This is a genomic window from Pseudomonas sp. LFS074 (assembly GCF_047978165.1).
GTDB lineage: Bacteria > Pseudomonadota > Gammaproteobacteria > Pseudomonadales > Pseudomonadaceae > Aquipseudomonas > Aquipseudomonas putida_P.
Map to the genome: position 1 here is coordinate 3,827,389 of NZ_JBFPFV010000001.1, position 14,585 is coordinate 3,841,973.

13 protein-coding genes are annotated in these 14,585 nt (G+C 63.7%); 4 read left to right on the forward strand and 9 right to left on the reverse strand.

Annotation, left to right across the window (positions count from 1 at the left end):
• Positions 1-40: 40 nt before the first annotated feature.
• Complete coding sequence (locus ACNQP3_RS17315; protein WP_264316277.1) at positions 41-1,024, reverse strand: FecR domain-containing protein; 984 nt, start codon at positions 1,022-1,024, stop codon at positions 41-43.
• A complete protein-coding gene (locus ACNQP3_RS17320; RefSeq protein WP_012272981.1) occupies positions 1,025-1,537 on the reverse strand; it encodes a sigma-70 family RNA polymerase sigma factor in 513 nt (170 codons plus the stop codon).
• Positions 1,538-1,627: 90 nt separating this feature from the next.
• Here ACNQP3_RS17320 and ACNQP3_RS17325 point away from each other — a divergent pair, with 90 nt between their 5' ends.
• Positions 1,628-2,296 carry a class I SAM-dependent methyltransferase gene (locus tag ACNQP3_RS17325; protein ID WP_012272982.1) on the forward strand — a complete coding sequence of 223 codons (669 nt, stop codon included), beginning with the start codon at positions 1,628-1,630 and terminating at the stop codon, positions 2,294-2,296.
• A gap of 136 nt (positions 2,297-2,432) precedes the next feature.
• Here ACNQP3_RS17325 and quiC read toward each other — a convergent pair whose 3' ends face one another.
• A complete protein-coding gene (gene quiC / locus ACNQP3_RS17330; RefSeq protein WP_012272983.1) occupies positions 2,433-4,340 on the reverse strand; it encodes a 3-dehydroshikimate dehydratase QuiC in 1,908 nt (635 codons plus the stop codon).
• Between the two features lie 288 nt (positions 4,341-4,628).
• On the opposite strand from quiC, the gene ACNQP3_RS17335 reads away from it, so the two are divergent.
• Positions 4,629-6,002 (forward strand): MFS transporter, encoded by a 1,374-nt coding sequence (locus ACNQP3_RS17335; RefSeq protein ID WP_012272984.1) that lies wholly within the window; start codon positions 4,629-4,631, stop codon positions 6,000-6,002.
• A 35-nt stretch (positions 6,003-6,037) separates the two neighbouring features.
• On the opposite strand, the gene ACNQP3_RS17340 is transcribed toward ACNQP3_RS17335, so the two are convergent.
• The 5 genes from ACNQP3_RS17340 to ACNQP3_RS17360 form a co-directional block, all read right to left on the reverse strand.
• Complete coding sequence (locus ACNQP3_RS17340) at positions 6,038-7,450, reverse strand: DOPA decarboxylase (protein ID WP_060514863.1); 1,413 nt, start codon at positions 7,448-7,450, stop codon at positions 6,038-6,040.
• 82 nt (positions 7,451-7,532) lie between these two features.
• Positions 7,533-8,477, reverse strand: a complete 945-nt coding sequence (locus ACNQP3_RS17345; protein ID WP_264316278.1) for a LysR family transcriptional regulator — start codon at positions 8,475-8,477, stop codon at positions 7,533-7,535.
• 138 nt (positions 8,478-8,615) lie between these two features.
• A complete protein-coding gene (locus tag ACNQP3_RS17350) occupies positions 8,616-9,329 on the reverse strand; it encodes a YebC/PmpR family DNA-binding transcriptional regulator (protein WP_012272987.1) in 714 nt (237 codons plus the stop codon).
• Between the two features lie 97 nt (positions 9,330-9,426).
• Positions 9,427-10,818, reverse strand: a complete 1,392-nt coding sequence (locus tag ACNQP3_RS17355; protein ID WP_264316279.1) for an FAD-dependent oxidoreductase — start codon at positions 10,816-10,818, stop codon at positions 9,427-9,429.
• 14 nt (positions 10,819-10,832) lie between these two features.
• Positions 10,833-12,149 (reverse strand): MFS transporter, encoded by a 1,317-nt coding sequence (locus ACNQP3_RS17360; protein ID WP_060493914.1) that lies wholly within the window; start codon positions 12,147-12,149, stop codon positions 10,833-10,835.
• A 243-nt stretch (positions 12,150-12,392) separates the two neighbouring features.
• Here ACNQP3_RS17360 and ACNQP3_RS17365 point away from each other — a divergent pair, with 243 nt between their 5' ends.
• Together ACNQP3_RS17365 and ACNQP3_RS17370 are read left to right on the forward strand one after the other, a co-directional pair.
• Positions 12,393-13,289: a LysR substrate-binding domain-containing protein gene (locus tag ACNQP3_RS17365; RefSeq protein WP_264316280.1), complete on the forward strand. Its 897-nt coding sequence runs from the start codon at positions 12,393-12,395 to the stop codon at positions 13,287-13,289.
• Between the two features lie 23 nt (positions 13,290-13,312).
• A complete protein-coding gene (locus tag ACNQP3_RS17370; RefSeq protein ID WP_264316281.1) occupies positions 13,313-13,684 on the forward strand; it encodes a DUF2784 domain-containing protein in 372 nt (123 codons plus the stop codon).
• Here ACNQP3_RS17370 and tam read toward each other — a convergent pair.
• Complete coding sequence (gene tam / locus ACNQP3_RS17375) at positions 13,674-14,450, reverse strand: trans-aconitate 2-methyltransferase (RefSeq protein ID WP_012272992.1); 777 nt, start codon at positions 14,448-14,450, stop codon at positions 13,674-13,676. The genes ACNQP3_RS17370 and tam overlap by 11 nt on opposite strands.
• Positions 14,451-14,585: the final 135 nt, after the last annotated feature.

The window sequence follows — 14,585 nt, forward strand, 5'->3', positions numbered from 1 at the left end:
ATCACCCAGGTAGCCGTTTTTTTTTGCTGTACCTTGCATTTCAGGGCTGCGCGGGAGAAAGCAGGGTCCAGTAGCCATTCATGTGCGCGGAGACCTGCAAGGCATAGGTCGACTCCAGCATGCTCAGGCTGCGCCTGGTATCGCTGACCGGAAAGGCCCCCGAAATGCGCAGGCCGGCAATGCGAGGGTCGCAGCGAATGAAGCCCCGTTGGTAGCGCGCCAGCTCGGCCACAAATTCGTCCAGCCGCATGCTGTCTGCCAGCAGCATGCCTTGGGTCCAGGCCGTTGCAGTGAGGTCGACCGGCATGGGCCGGCCGACCTTGTACGCATTGAAATCGACCCGCTCGCCGGCCTGGACAACGGCGCCTGCATTGGCGCCTCCACCGGCGGGTTCGATGCGAACGGCCCCTTCGACAACGGCCAGCCAGGTGCGCCCATCCCGCTCTCGCACACTGAAGCGAGTACCCAAGGCTTGCATGCGCCCTTCCCGTGTTCCCACCCGTAGGGGCCGCGCCGGGACCACGATGTCGGGCGCAGTCTGCACCAGGATTTCACCGCGGCGCAGTTGAATGAAACGCTCGTTGCCATCGAAGCGGATGTCGATTGCAGAGTCGGTATTGAGGTAGACCTGCGTACCATCGGCCAGGGTGAGCTGGCGGCATTCGCCTACGCTCGAGCGATAGTCGGCGGCCCAACCATGTTGGTCGGTCAGCCTCCAGCTGGCCCAACCTGCCGGAAGCACGGCCAGCAGCAACGCCACCCGGCTGATCATCGCCCGACGGCCGGGGTCGGCCGGGCGGTCGAGTGCCGACATCGACAGCGCCGGCGGTAGACCTTCCAGCTTGCCCATCAGCCGTTCGGCACGCTGCCAGGCCTGCGCACGCGCCGGGCTGCTGCTGCGCCAGGCCAACCAGTCGGCCCGTTGCGCCTCGGTGACATCACCGGCACTCAGGGTCATCAACCACTCGGCCGCTTCTTCAAGCACTTCGGTATCCGCCGGGCCGGCACGCTGGACATCGACCATCTAGTCGACCAGCCTCAAGCACTGGAGAAACGCCTGTTTCATGTAACGCTTGATGGTGATGAGCGATACCCCCAGCTGTTCGGCAATGGCTGCGTACTTCATGCCGCCCAGCTGGGATAGCAGAAACGCGCGCCTGACCAACGGCGGCAAGGTGTCGAGCATGGCATCTATCTCGTGCAGGGTTTCCAGAATCAGCAAGCGGGCCTCGGGCGAAGGCACCTCGGGTTCCGGCAAGTGTTCAAGGGCCTTGAGGTAGGCACGCTCCAGCGATTTGCGCTGGCACCAGTTGGCAAGGATGCCGCCTGCGACACAGCTCAAGTAGGCGCGTGGCTCGTCAAACACCACGGTCTTCGAGGCCAGAATGCGCGCGAAGGTATCCTGCACCAGGTCGGCTGCATCCACCGCGTTGCCCAGGCGCCTGCGCAATCTGGCATGCAGCCAGCCTTGGTGGCCGTTGTAGAGTGCTTCTACATTGCGCAGGTGATTGTCGGAGCCAGGTAGCACGTCGCTCATGGGGGCGATTCTGTTTGCGCAAGTGAGAATTGTTTTCAATATTAAGGTAGCGTTTCAACACAACGCAAGTTCAACTACCGGGACACCACCATGTCTGACCCTGAAAGCACCCTGCTCGACAGTTGGCAGCACAACGCCCAGGCCTGGATCGATGCCGTGCGCAGCGGCGCCATCGAAAGCCGCCGGCAAGTCACTGACCAGGCCATTCTGCTGGCCATCCTCGGCCGTCAGCCCGAACGGGTACTTGACCTGGGCTGTGGCGAGGGCTGGCTGCTGCGCGCGCTGGACGACCGTGGAATCGAGGCTGTGGGCGTCGATGGTGACAGGGCTCTGGTGGATGCCGCACGTGCTGTGGGCGCCGCCGAGGTGCACCTGGCCAGCTACGCACAATTGGCCGAGGGCGAGGTTTACGTGGGCAAGGGCTATGACCTCGTTTGTGCCAACTTTGCGCTGCTGCACCAGGACATCATCCCGCTGCTGGCGGCAATGAATGACCTGCTGGTGCCGGGCGGCGCACTGGTGATCCAGACGTTGCACCCATGGAGCGTGGCCGGTGGGGATTATCAGGATGGCTGGCGGGAAGAATCATTTGCCGGTTTTGCGGGGGATTGGCAACCGATGCCGTGGTACTTCCGTACCCTGGCCAGCTGGCTGAATGCGCTGGACATGGCAGGGTTGAGGCTAGTCAGCCTGCAGGAGCCACAGCACCCGCAGAGTGCGGTTCCGCAGTCGTTGTTGCTGGTGGCTGAGCGCCGCTGATGCATACACGGTCGGTGTAGGAGCGGCCTTGTGTCGCGATGGGCCGCTAAGCGGCCCCAGGTTCTGTGTCGCGGCATCAATTTTTGGGGCCGCTTAGCGGCCCATCGCGACACAAGGCCGCTCCTACACGTTGGGGTCAGAGGACCGGCTTGCGCGCCGCGCCGCTACGGGCCTTGGCCATGGCCGCCAGGCGCACCGCGACGTTGGCCGCGCCGTAACCGGCATAGCCCCCCTTGCGCTGGATGATTTCGAAGAAGAAACGCTCTTCGAACGGTTCGGTGTACACGTGGAACAGCTCGCCGCCCTGGGCGTCGCGGTCATACAGCACGTTGTAGTACGCCAGCTCGCTGAGGAACTCGTCGTCGAAATCGAAGCGCGCCGCGAGGTCATCGTAGTAGTTGAGCGGGATTTCCAGCAGCGGAACCCCGGCCAGCTTGGCCCGTGCCACCTCACGGAAGATGTCATCACAATCGAAGGCGATGTGGTGTACACCCGACCCCCGGTAGCTGGACAGCGCATGGGCAATAGCCGTGTTGCGGTTTTCCGAGATGTTCAGCGGCAGGCGCAGGGTGCCGCACTGGCTGCGCAGGGCGCGGCTCTTGACCAGGCCATACGGGTCGGGCAGCACCACTTCATCGTCGGCGGCAAAGTCGAACAGGCTCTTGTAGAACAGCACCCAGCTGTCCAGCGACTCGGCCGGCAGGGCCAGCGCCATATGGTCGATGCGGCGCAGGCCGCCAGTGGCAGTGGCGCTCTTGTCCAGGCTGAAATCGGTGTCGTACAAGGTGTGGCCAGCAGTGCCCTGCTCCACCAGGTACAGCAGGCTGCCGTCCGGTGCACGTACCGCGGGTACTTCGCACTCGTTGGGGCCGACCAGGCCACGGAACGGCTGGCCACGGAAGGCGGTGGCGCGCTTCAAGGCGGCTTGCGGATCCTTGACCCGCAACGCGGTGGCGCACAGCGACGGGCCGTGGGCCTCGAAGAAGTTGTGGCCGAAGGAATACGGTTCGGCGTTCAGGACAATGTTGATATCGCCCTGGCGCAACAGTTGAACGTCCTTGCTGCGGTGCTTGCCGGCTTCGGCAAAGCCCAGGCGCTTTAGCCAGTTGCTCAGGCGCGCGCCGACGGCTTCGTCGACCGCGAACTCGAGGAACTCCACCCCATCATAGGCACTGGCCGCCGGCGGGGTGAACAGCACGCCAGGTTCGATCGGCGTGTGTTCCTGCTCCAAGCGCAAGCGGGTCTGTTCTTCGAGGTACAGCAGCGAACGCAAACCGTCGGCGGCATTCTGCCGGGTCGGCGCGGCGCGGAAGCCGTCGTTGAAAATTTCCAGCGACAGCGGCCCACGGTACCCCGTGGCAAGGATCGGCGCGAGGAAGCCGGCCATATCCATTTCGCCCTGCCCTGGGAAGCAGCGGAAATGGCGGCTCCACTCCAGCACATCCATGGCCAGGATCGGCGCGTCGGCCATTTGCACGAAGAAGATCTTGTCGCCTGGGATATCGCGGATCGCGCTTGGGTCGCCCTTCAGCGACAAGGTGTGGAAGCTGTCAAGGATCACCCCGAGGGCCGGGTGGTCAGCCTGGCGCACCAGGTTCCAGACTTGCTGATAGGTGTTGACGTGGCGGCCCCACGCCAGGGCTTCGTAACCAATGCGCAGGCCGCGCTTGCCGGCATGCTCGGCCAACAGACGCAAGTCGTCGACCAGCAGTTGCTCATCACCCAGGGCATCGGCCTGGACGTTGCTGCACACCAGCACCAAGTCGGTACCCAGCTCCTGCATCAGGTCGAACTTGCGCTCGGCGCGGTCGAGGTTTTTCTGCAGGCGGTCGCGGCGGCAACCTTCAAAATCACGAAACGGCTGGAACAAGGTGATGGCAATGCCCAGGTCGGCACACATCTGACGCACCTGGCGCGGGCTGCCAGCGTAATAGAGCAAGTCGTTTTCGAAGATCTCGACGCCGTCAAAACCGGCGGCGGCGATGGCTTCGAGCTTTTCCGGCAGGGTGCCGCTCAAGGACACGGTAGCGATCGAACGCTGCATGGCGGGAGTTCCTTGTTGTTAGAAAATTACGGTGCCGGTCAGGTAGAAACCACGGGCACAGTTTATGGCACGATCGATTATTCGCAGGTAAAGTCCTCGCTTCAATTCATTTGTACGGAATGGTTAGTTTTGCGTTCGATTATCGCACAAAACCCGTTTTGGCGAATTGCTAGACCGCTGGCCCGTGGTCAACATGAACCACAGACGCAGGCACACCGACCGTTGCCTCCTGCCTTGGCATAACCTCTGGCGGAACCTGCGCAAACAACAATAACAACGGAGACAACGATGGCTCACTCCAGCTCGCAAGCAAAGAAAGCGACCGCCAGTGGATGGATAGGCTCGGCACTCGAGTACTACGACTTCTTCATCTATGCCCAGGCCGCTGCGCTGATTTTCCCGCAGATCTTCTTCCCCAATACCGACCCGAAAATGGCCATCATCGCCTCGTTGGCCACGTACGGCGTGGGCTACCTGGCGCGCCCGGTCGGCGCCTTCGTGTTGGGCCACTGGGGTGATACCCGCGGCCGCAAGAACGTCCTGCTGCTGTGCATGTTCCTGATGGGCCTGTCGACCATGGCCGTAGGCCTGCTGCCCACCTACCACGACATCGGTTATCTCGCACCGGCCTTGCTGGTGGTACTGCGCCTGATCCAGGGCTTTGCCGTGGCCGGGGAAATCTCCGGGGCCAGTTCCATGATCATGGAGCACGCGCCATTCGGCCGAAGAGGTTATTACGCCAGCTTCACCCTGCAGGGCGTGCAAGCGGGCCAAGTACTGGCGGCGGCGGTGTTCCTGCCACTGGCTTACTTCATGCCTAGCGAAGCCTTCACCGAATGGGGCTGGCGCATTCCGTTCCTGATGAGCGCCATCGTGCTGATTGCCGGCTTCATCATCCGTAAGGAAGTGCACGAAACCCCGGCGTTCGTGAAAGAAGAGAAACAGGACAAGGTTGCCAAGTCGCCAATCAGCGAAGCTTTCCGCCACAGCTGGAAGCACATGGTGCTGGTGATGTTCATGGCGCTGATGAACGTGATCCCGGTCGTGGCCACCATCTTCGGTGCCGCCTACGCGGTGCAGCCGGCGTATGGCATCGGTTTCGACAAGAGCGTGTACCTGTGGATCCCGGTAGTGGGCAACATCGTCGCGGTGCTGGTGATCCCGTTCGTGGGTAACCTGTCGGACAAGATCGGCCGTCGCCCGACCATGATCGCCGGCTGCCTGGGCTCTGGTCTGCTGGCCTTCGTCTACCTGTATGCAATCAGCATCCAGAACGTGCCAATGGCGTTCGCCGCCTCGATCGTGATGTGGGGCATGGTGTATCAGGGTTACAACGCGGTGTTCCCAAGCTTCTACCCAGAACTGTTCCACACCCGCTACCGCGTTTCGGCCATGGCCATCGCGCAGAACATCGGCACCATGCTGACTGCCATGCTGCCGGCGCTGTTCGCACTGGTTGCCCCGCCTGGCTCGGACAATATCCCGCTGGTAGTCGGTAGCCTGGCGTTCTTCATCACCTGCGTGTGCGCCTTGGCGGCCTACATTGCCCCGGAAACCCACCGCCTGGCGATGGAAGACCTGGGTAACCCAGCGGCCAAGCCGATGGAGAAGGAAGCGTATGAAGCTAGCCGTAAAGGCAGCTTTCAGGCAGTGAGCCACTGATAGACCGCCGGGGCCGCATTGCGGCCCCGGCATTGTCAGCCTTCAACCACTTCCTGCAAGCGCGCCCAGAGCCGCTCGACATCCCCCCGCTCAGTCGGCAACGCACCAACCGACACCCGCACCATCCACCGCCCATCCAGCGTCGCCGGCGTCACATACGCATCCCCAGACGCATTCAACCGCTCGGCCCAACCCTTGGTATGCGCATCCAGCGCTTCCCCTTCCAGCCCCGCCGGCCGATGGCGAATGCACAAGGTCTGCAATTGCACCGGCGCCAGCACTTCCCACTCTGCTTTAGCCCCCACCTGCCCTGCCAACCACTGGGCATTGTCCAGGTCACGCCGCAGCCGCGCCTGCAACGCGTCAACGCCCTCGCTGCGCAGCATGAACCACAGCTTCAGGGCGCGGAACCGACGGCCCAACGGGATCCCCCAGTCACGCAGGTTCTTCACCTCGCCGTCCACCGCCGACTGCAGGTAGCTGGGGTTGGTGCTCATGACCCGGATCAGGTGCTGCGGGTCACGGACGTAATAGATCGAGCAATCGAAGGCCACACCCAGCCACTTGTGGGCATTGACCACCACCGAGTCGGCCAACTCGATGCCGTCCCACATCCAGCGGCACTCGGGCAGAATCATCGCCGAACCTGCCATGGCCGAGTCAACATGCAGCCACAGGCCATGGGCCTGGGCAATTTCGCCGATCGGGCGCAACGGGTCGAGGGCAGTGGTCGTCGTGGTGCCGGTGGTGGCAACTACGGCGCATGGCTGGTTACCGGCGGCCAGGTCTTGCTCGATCGCCGCCTGCAACGCCTCGGGGCGCAGCGCGTAACGCTCGTCAGTGGGGATAAGCCGGATGTTGTCGCGGCCAAAACCGGCCAGCAGCGCGGCCTTGTCCACCGAGCTGTGGGCATGGGCGCTGACATACACGATCAAAGGCTTGGCTTCAGCCTGCAGGCCACCGCGTACCAAGGCGTAATCGGTGGCGCGTTCACGGGCGCTGATAAGCGCTACCAGCGTGCTGGTCGAAGCGGTGTCCTGGATGACCCCGCTCCATTGTCCAGACAAGCCAAGCAGTTGGCGCAGCCAGTCGAGGGTGGTTTCTTCCAGTTCGCTCAGGGCCGGGCTGGATTGCCATGACAGGCCCAGCACACCCAGGCCGGTGCTGAGGAAGTCCCCCAGTACCGAGGACAGAGTGCCGTTGGAGGGAAAGTAACCGTAGAAATCCGGGTGCTGCCAATGAGACAGGCCAGGCATCACCAGCTGGTTGACGTCGTCGAGGATGGCCTCGAAGGGTTCGCCTTGCTGGGGCGCGGCTGCGGGCAAAGCGGCCTTGAGGTAGCCAGGTTCGACCTGGGCCATGACCGGGCGTTCGCCGACGGTTTGGCGATAGTCGGCGATCAGGTCGATCAGTTGGTGGCCGTATTGGCGGAATTGTTCGGGGGTCACGTGGGGGCTCCTTTGGGTGATCCACTGCCACCCAGTCTAGGCACCCGTGCCCAACCGAATAACCCCGCGTTGTGCATACCTGCTATGGCGAACCCGCATGCCCGCCTTGCACGCCGAACTGCGACTGGCGCCACAGCTCGAACACGCGGTTGCGGAACCAGCGGTGCTCGGCCGAAGCCTGCAGCCTTTGGTGCCACACCACCCAGTAGCGCTGGCTGTGGTCGATGAAGCCAAGCGGCCGCCAGGCCAGGTCATGCAAACGGCATAACTGCCGGGCGATGTGCTCGGGAACCGTGGCCACGGCCTGGCTGTTGGCAATGACTTTCACGGTGGCGGAAAAGAACGGCACTTCCAGGCTGACCCGCCGCTGCACCCCCTGTGCACGCAGGTGGCGGTCGATGAAGCTGTCCTTGTCGCCACCGCCGGAAATGCGCACATGCTTGTGCACCAGGTAGTCGGCCTGGCTGAGTGCAGCATGCGCTGCCAGCGGGTGGTCGTGGCGCATCAGGCACACGGCGCGGTCTTCACCCAGCAAGCGCCCATGCAGGTTGGGTGGCGACTCGTCGAACAAGGTGGTAGCCAGGTCGATTTCGCCACTGGCCAGCAAGGCATACTGGCCAGCCTGCCAAGTGCGGTACTCCAGCGATACGCCTGGTGCTTCACGCTCCAGCGCCGCCACCAGCAACGGCAGCATGTGTTCGGCTACATAGTCAGAGGCCGCCAGGCAGAAGCGCCGCTCGCAGCGTGCCGGGTCGAACACTGCGGGCTGGCGCAGAGCGTGAAGTTCTTCGAGGACCTGGCGCAGCGGTTCAACCAGCGCTTCGGCGTGTTCGCTGAGTACGTAGCCGCGGCCTTGGCGCACCAGTAACGGGTCGTCGAAGGCTTCGCGCAGGTGGGCTAGCTGCCGGCTCAGGGCCGACTGGCTGACACCCAGGCGCTCGGCAGCGTGGCTGAGGTTTTTCAGCTGCAGCAGGTGGTCGAGGGTACGCAGGTGGGCGAGGCTTAGGGAGGCGAAGGTGGGGTTCATCGAGGGTTCGGCTCCAGACCGCAGGCGAGGGCTTTGCCCTCGTTTCGCGACACAAGGCCGCACCCATAGGGGAATGCATAACCTGTGTGGGAGCGGCCTTGTGTCGCGATGGGCCGTAAAGCGGCCCCGTTACGCAGATCAGTCAGTCAGACCAACGTACACGTTCTGCACGTCATCGTTCTCGTCGATCGCCTCGAGGAACGCTTCAACCTCAGCCAGTGCTTCAGCACTCAGGCTGGCTGCGCTTACCGGGTTTTTCGGGGTGTAGCCGATTTTTGCCGAGGTGACGGTGAAGCCCTGTTCCGGCAGCGCCTTCTGCACTGCGTCCAGGTCGGTGGTGTCGGTGATGAACAGGGTCGAGCCCTCTTCTTCACCTTCCTCGAAGTCCTGGGCACCGGCTTCGATGGCGGCCATTTCCGGATCAGCGTCAGCGCTTGCAGGGGTGGCTTCGATCAGGCCTACATGGTTGAAGTCCCACGCTACCGAACCGCTGGCGCCCAGTTGGCCCTTGCGGAACAGCACACGGATTTGCGCGACGGTACGGTTGATGTTGTCGGTCAGGCACTCGACGATCAGCGGTACCTGATGCGGTGCGAAGCCTTCATAGCTCACCGCATGGTACTGCACGGCATCGCCGTCCAGGCCAGCACCCTTGCGAATTGCCCGGTCCAGGGTCTCGCGGGTCATCGAAGCCTTCTTGGCTTGCACGATGGCCAGGCGCAGGCGCGGGTTCATGTCGGGATCGGCACCCGACTTGGCAGCGATCTGGATTTCCTTGGACAGCTTGCCCATGATCTTGCCTTTGGCATTGGCTGCTGTTTCTCTATGTTTGGCTTTCCACTGTGCGCCCATGTCGACTCTCTTGTTTCAGCGACCGGTTCAGGAAGCGACCGGCCAAAAGTGGGTGCATTTTATACGCCCTCAGGCATGGGATCGACAAGAAATCTCATCAGCCTTTATCGGCCTTGCCCGCCGCCGCCGCAAACCGCGCCAACCGCACATCCAACCGGCGCGGGCGCAAACCGCGATCTTCGGCGTGCTCCTTGCGGCGAATGGCATTGCGCACCAGCAGTGAGCCCAGGTAGCGGATCGGCTCGGGCGGGAACAGGCCCAGCGGCCCTTTGACCAGTGGCGAGCGGGTCCACGGGTTGTCCAGCCCCAGCGCCAGCGACGAAAGAATCTGCCCGCCCATATGGCACGGGCCAACGCCGCTGCCGGAGTAACCAAAGCCGTAGAACACGTTGCCCTGCCCGTCCAAGCGACCAAAGAACGGCAAACCGGTCACCGAGCGGTCCGACGGCCCGTTCCAGCTGGCCGCCAGTGGCACCTCGGCCAAGGCCGGGAAAAACCCGCCAAGGCTTTCGCGCAGCAAGGGGCGGTACGGCGACGGCTGGTCGAACACCGGCAACATGCGCCCGCCGTAGGCGAACGTGTTGCCGCCCTTGCCGAGCATCAGCCGGCCATCGGCGGTGTTGTGGTAGTAGTGCACGAAAATACGCGAGTCGAGCACGCTGATACCGCTGTCCAGGCCGATCTGGCTCAACAGCTCGGGGCACGGTTCGGTAATCACCATGTCGCTGGAGACAATCGCCACGCTGCGCTCGAACTGCGGGAAGGCCCGCGCCATCCAGGCATTGAGGCCCAACACCACGCGGTCGGCGCGCAGCGTGCCATGGGCCGTGCGCACCTGCACCGGGGCGCCATGCTCCAGGCCAGTCATGGCGGTACCCTCAAAGATACGCACGCCACGCTGCAAGGCCACCCGGCGCAAGCCACGCACCAGCTTGCCCGGCTGCACGGTGGCGGCGGCCGGCGAGAACCAGCCTTCCAGATGCCGCGCAGAACCTGCCAGGCGCTGCACCTGCTCCAGCGGCAGGCGGCGGAACGAGTTGATACCCTTTTGTTCCAGCGCGGCGATGACGGCATCGGTGGCACCCACCTGGGCTGCATTGGTGGCCGTGTACAGCGTGCCGTCCAGGCGGTAGTCGCAGTCGATGCCATTGGCTGCGCAGAACGCGCCAATGTCGCCGATGCTGCGCTCCGACTCACGCACCAGGCGTACCGCCTCGGCCACCCCGAACAAGCGTTCGAGGGTGAAGTACTTGGCCGACCAGGACAAGGCGCAACCACCATTGCGGCCACTGGCACCGGCGCCGCAGATGTCGGCCTCGATCAACACGATATCCAGGGCCGGCACCGCTTCCTTGAGCATCAGTGCCGTCCATAGGCCGGTGTAGCCGCCGCCCACGATGCACACATCGCAACGGGCATCGCCTTGCAGTGACGGGCACACCGCCTCCTGCGTCGATTCCAGGGCCTGTTGCAGCCAGAAGGGTCTCATTCGCTCGCTTTCCTTTAGGTACGCAGTGGCTTGATTGCCATGCTGGTGTTCGGTGCCACGTCATTGCTTTGCGCGCTGGTGGCTGGGCGGCTGTTCCAATGCGGCAGCAACACCAGCGCGGAGAACAGTGCACAGCCGGCGAACACGATGAACACCGTGACGCCGTCGAAGTAACCCGGCAGCAGCCCGCCCAACACCGCCCCCACCGAACCGCAGCCATTGACGAAGCCGGCCGCGGTGGCGCCGGCCTTGGCGGTGCCGAAGTCGATGGCCGCCGCGCCGCTGATCATCGAGTCCGGCCCGTACAGGGTCAGGCCCATGACAAACAGCAAAGCCACCACCAGGATCACACTGCCGGTGTGCATGGCCGCCATGAACGCCGCCAGGGTCACGGTCAGCAGCACCAGGCTGATCACGCAGGCCGGCATGCGCCGGGCGCCGAACAGTTTGTCGGAGGCCAGGCCGATCATGATCGGGCCAAGCAGCCCGGCCAGCTCGAAGGCGGTCGGGATGATTGCCGCGCCCACCTTGCCCACCGAGGGCATCTGCTCGAAGACGATCACCGGGCCCCACAGCAGGATGGCGTAGCGCGCAGGCTTGAGCAGGAAGTACGCCAGGCCCAGGGTCAACACCGTGCGGTTGCGCATGATCTCCCTCAGTGGCGCCCACACACTGCACAGGTTGTCGGCGGGGGCCATGCTCTGCGGCTCGGGCTCCACCGCCGGCAGGCCGACGTCTTCAGGTTTGTTGCGCTGCAAGAAGAAGAACAGCACCGCCACCAGCGCCACCACGGCTGCGCTGGAGAAGAACGCCGCATGCCAGGTGCCGACCAGGGTATAGGCCCACCAGCCGGCGAATGGCGAGGCCACCAGGCCGCCGAAGGCATAGCAGGAACTCCACAGCCCCAGCACCCGCCCGCGCTGCGAGGCCGGGAAGAAGCTGCCGATGTTCTTGCATAACCCTGCCCAACCGGTGGACTGCGCCAGGCCCTGCACCAGCATGCAGGTGGCGAAGATCGGGAAGGTGGCGTAACTGCCCATCACCACCGCCGCCGCCGCAGAAATCAGCAACCCACCGAGTACCACCACGCGTGGGCCGAAGCGGTCAGCAAGCATGCCCCAGGTGAACTGGCCTACGGCATAGGCGGCCAGGTAGATGGCGTCGAGGTTGGCCATGGCGGCCTTGTCGAGCATGAAGCTTGGGTCTTCGGCGATGCCCAGCTTGGCCACCGAGAAGGCTTTGCGGGTGAAGTAGAAGGCGGCGTAGGCCAGCCAGGTGATAGCGAAAATCTGGATGCGCCAGCGTTTGAACGCGGCTAGGGATTGATTCATGTGAGTCTGACCTCTTGCTCAAGTGTGCCGGCAGAATGTGAAGAAACGCCTGTCTTGTTCTTGTGTTACGCACAGCGATGACAAAGCTGTCATCGGGTCAGATGGCACCGTGTGGGCACCATGGCCCTGGCGGCATTCGTGGTGCCAGCGTCGGGCTGACATGCATGGAAACAGTTGCGCTAAGATAAATAAAATCGATTTATCGTATTACACACATAAGCCCAGCTTGTTACTGAGGTCGTCATGTCGGTTTCCCACGCACAACTCAAGGCTTTCCACGCGGTGGCCGTACACGGCAGCTTTACCCGTGCAGCGGAAAAGCTGTTTCTTACCCAGCCTGCGGTGTCGGACCAGGTGCGCAAACTGGAGGAGCGCTTCGGCGTTTTGCTGTTCCACCGCAACAAGCGCTCGGTACAGCTCACCGACCTGGGCGAGCGCCTGCTGGGCATCAGCCAGCGCCTGTTCACCTGCGAGGCCGAAGCCCATGACCTGCTGCAGGACTCGCGCGCGCTGCACACCGGCAGCCTGGTGCTGGCGGTGGATGCGCCGGTGCACGTGCTGCCGCAGATCGCCCGGTTCTGCCAGCGTTACCCAGGTATTCAGGTGAAAATCGAGACCGGCAATACTGACGAATCGCTGGCCCGGTTGTTCAGCTACCAGGCCGACCTGGCCTTGCTGGGCCGGGATGTCGACGATGAGCGCCTGCATTGCCTACCGCTGCGCCGCGACCCGATGGTGGCGTTTGTTTCGCACAACCACCCATGGGCCAGCCGTGGGTCGATCAGCCTGGCTGACCTCGATGACATGCCACTTGTGCTGCGTGAGCCTGGTTCAGTGACGCGCCAGACACTGGAGGAAGAGATGCAACGGGCGGGGCTGCGGATTCGTCCGGCGATACAGGTGGAGGGCCGGGAAGCGGCGCGTGAGGCGGTGGTGGTGGGGATTGGCGTGGGGGTGGTGTCGGCGGCGGAATTTGGCGCTGATGCGCGAGTGTGTGCGTTGCCGATTGTGGATTGTCAGCGGCATTTGACCGAGACGTTGGTGTGCTTGAGCGAGCAGCGCACACGACGCGTGGTGGCGACCTTCTTGCAGATGGTTGAAGAAGAGGCCAGTGCAGGCAACCCGACTATGCTGGGATAACCTCAGCCCACAAACCCACGCCCATGCTCTACCGCCTGGCCGCCGACACCCTGGTGCTGCTACACCTGGCCTTCATCCTGCTGGTGCTGTTCGGCGGTTTGCTGGTGCTCAGGTGGCGCCCTGCCCTGCTCATCCACCTGCCGGCCCTGGCCTGGGGCCTGGCGGTGGAATGCCTGCACCTGGGCTGCCCGCTCACCGGCTGGGAAAACCGCATGCGCAGTGCCGCCGGTGACGCAGGCTACCAAGGGGGTTTCGTCGAGCACTACATCTGGCCGCTGATCTACCCCACCGGGCTGACCCCGCACGTGCAACTGCTGTTGGGCAGCATCGTGCTGCTGCTCAACCTGTGCATCTACAGCTACGTGGCCTGGCGCTGGCGCCACCCTAGCGGGTAGCGATCACGAACAACCGCGGGAACGGCAACAGCACCTTGCCATCGGTGGCCGGCGGGTAGTCGCGCTGCAGGGCCTGCAGGTACATCTGCAGGAAGTCGACCTGCTCCTGCTCATCAAGCCTGGCCAGGTAAGGCCGCAATGCCGATCCCTTGAACCATTCCACCACCGCCTCGGCGCCGCCGGCCAACGGATGGTGATAGGTGGTACGCCACACGTCCACCCGCGCGCACAGCGGGCTCAGCAGGTCGTAGTAGAACGCCGCGCTGTGCCGTGGCGGCAGTTGGAAGTCAGCGAACTTGGCCGCCCAGGGGCCTTGGCTGGCGATTTCGCGCAACTGCCGGTGGGCCGGTTCGTCGAGATTATCTGGCGTCTGCACGGCCAGGCTGGCGCCTTCGCTCAACTGGCGCACCAGGTGCGGATACAGCGAGGCGTGGTCGGGCAGCCATTGCAGCGAGGCATTGGCCAGGATCAGGTCCTGCGGCTCGGGGGCCGTCCAGCCGGCAATGTCGGCGATGACCGTGCGTACCCGCGGGATGCACAGCCGCTTGCGCTCGCGAGCCTTGTCGATCATGTCTGGGTCGCTGTCCAGCGCTGTCACCTGAGCGTCGGGGTAACGCTGCAGCAGCACTTCGGTGGAGTTGCCAGGGCCGCAGCCCAGGTCGGTGGCGTGGCGCACCGGGCGTGACGGGATGGCGGCAAGCAGGTCGCGTACGGCGCGGGTGCGTTCGTCTTCGAACAGGGAATACTGGGTGGCGGACCAGGCCATGTGAAGCTCCTTGGGGCGGACAATGTGTTCAGCATATGCCATCTGTCGCCTGTGGCCACCCTCTAACGGTCCACACACTGCACCATCGCTCGCGGCATCTCGGCATTCCATTGCCGGGACGCAAGCGGTTCAACA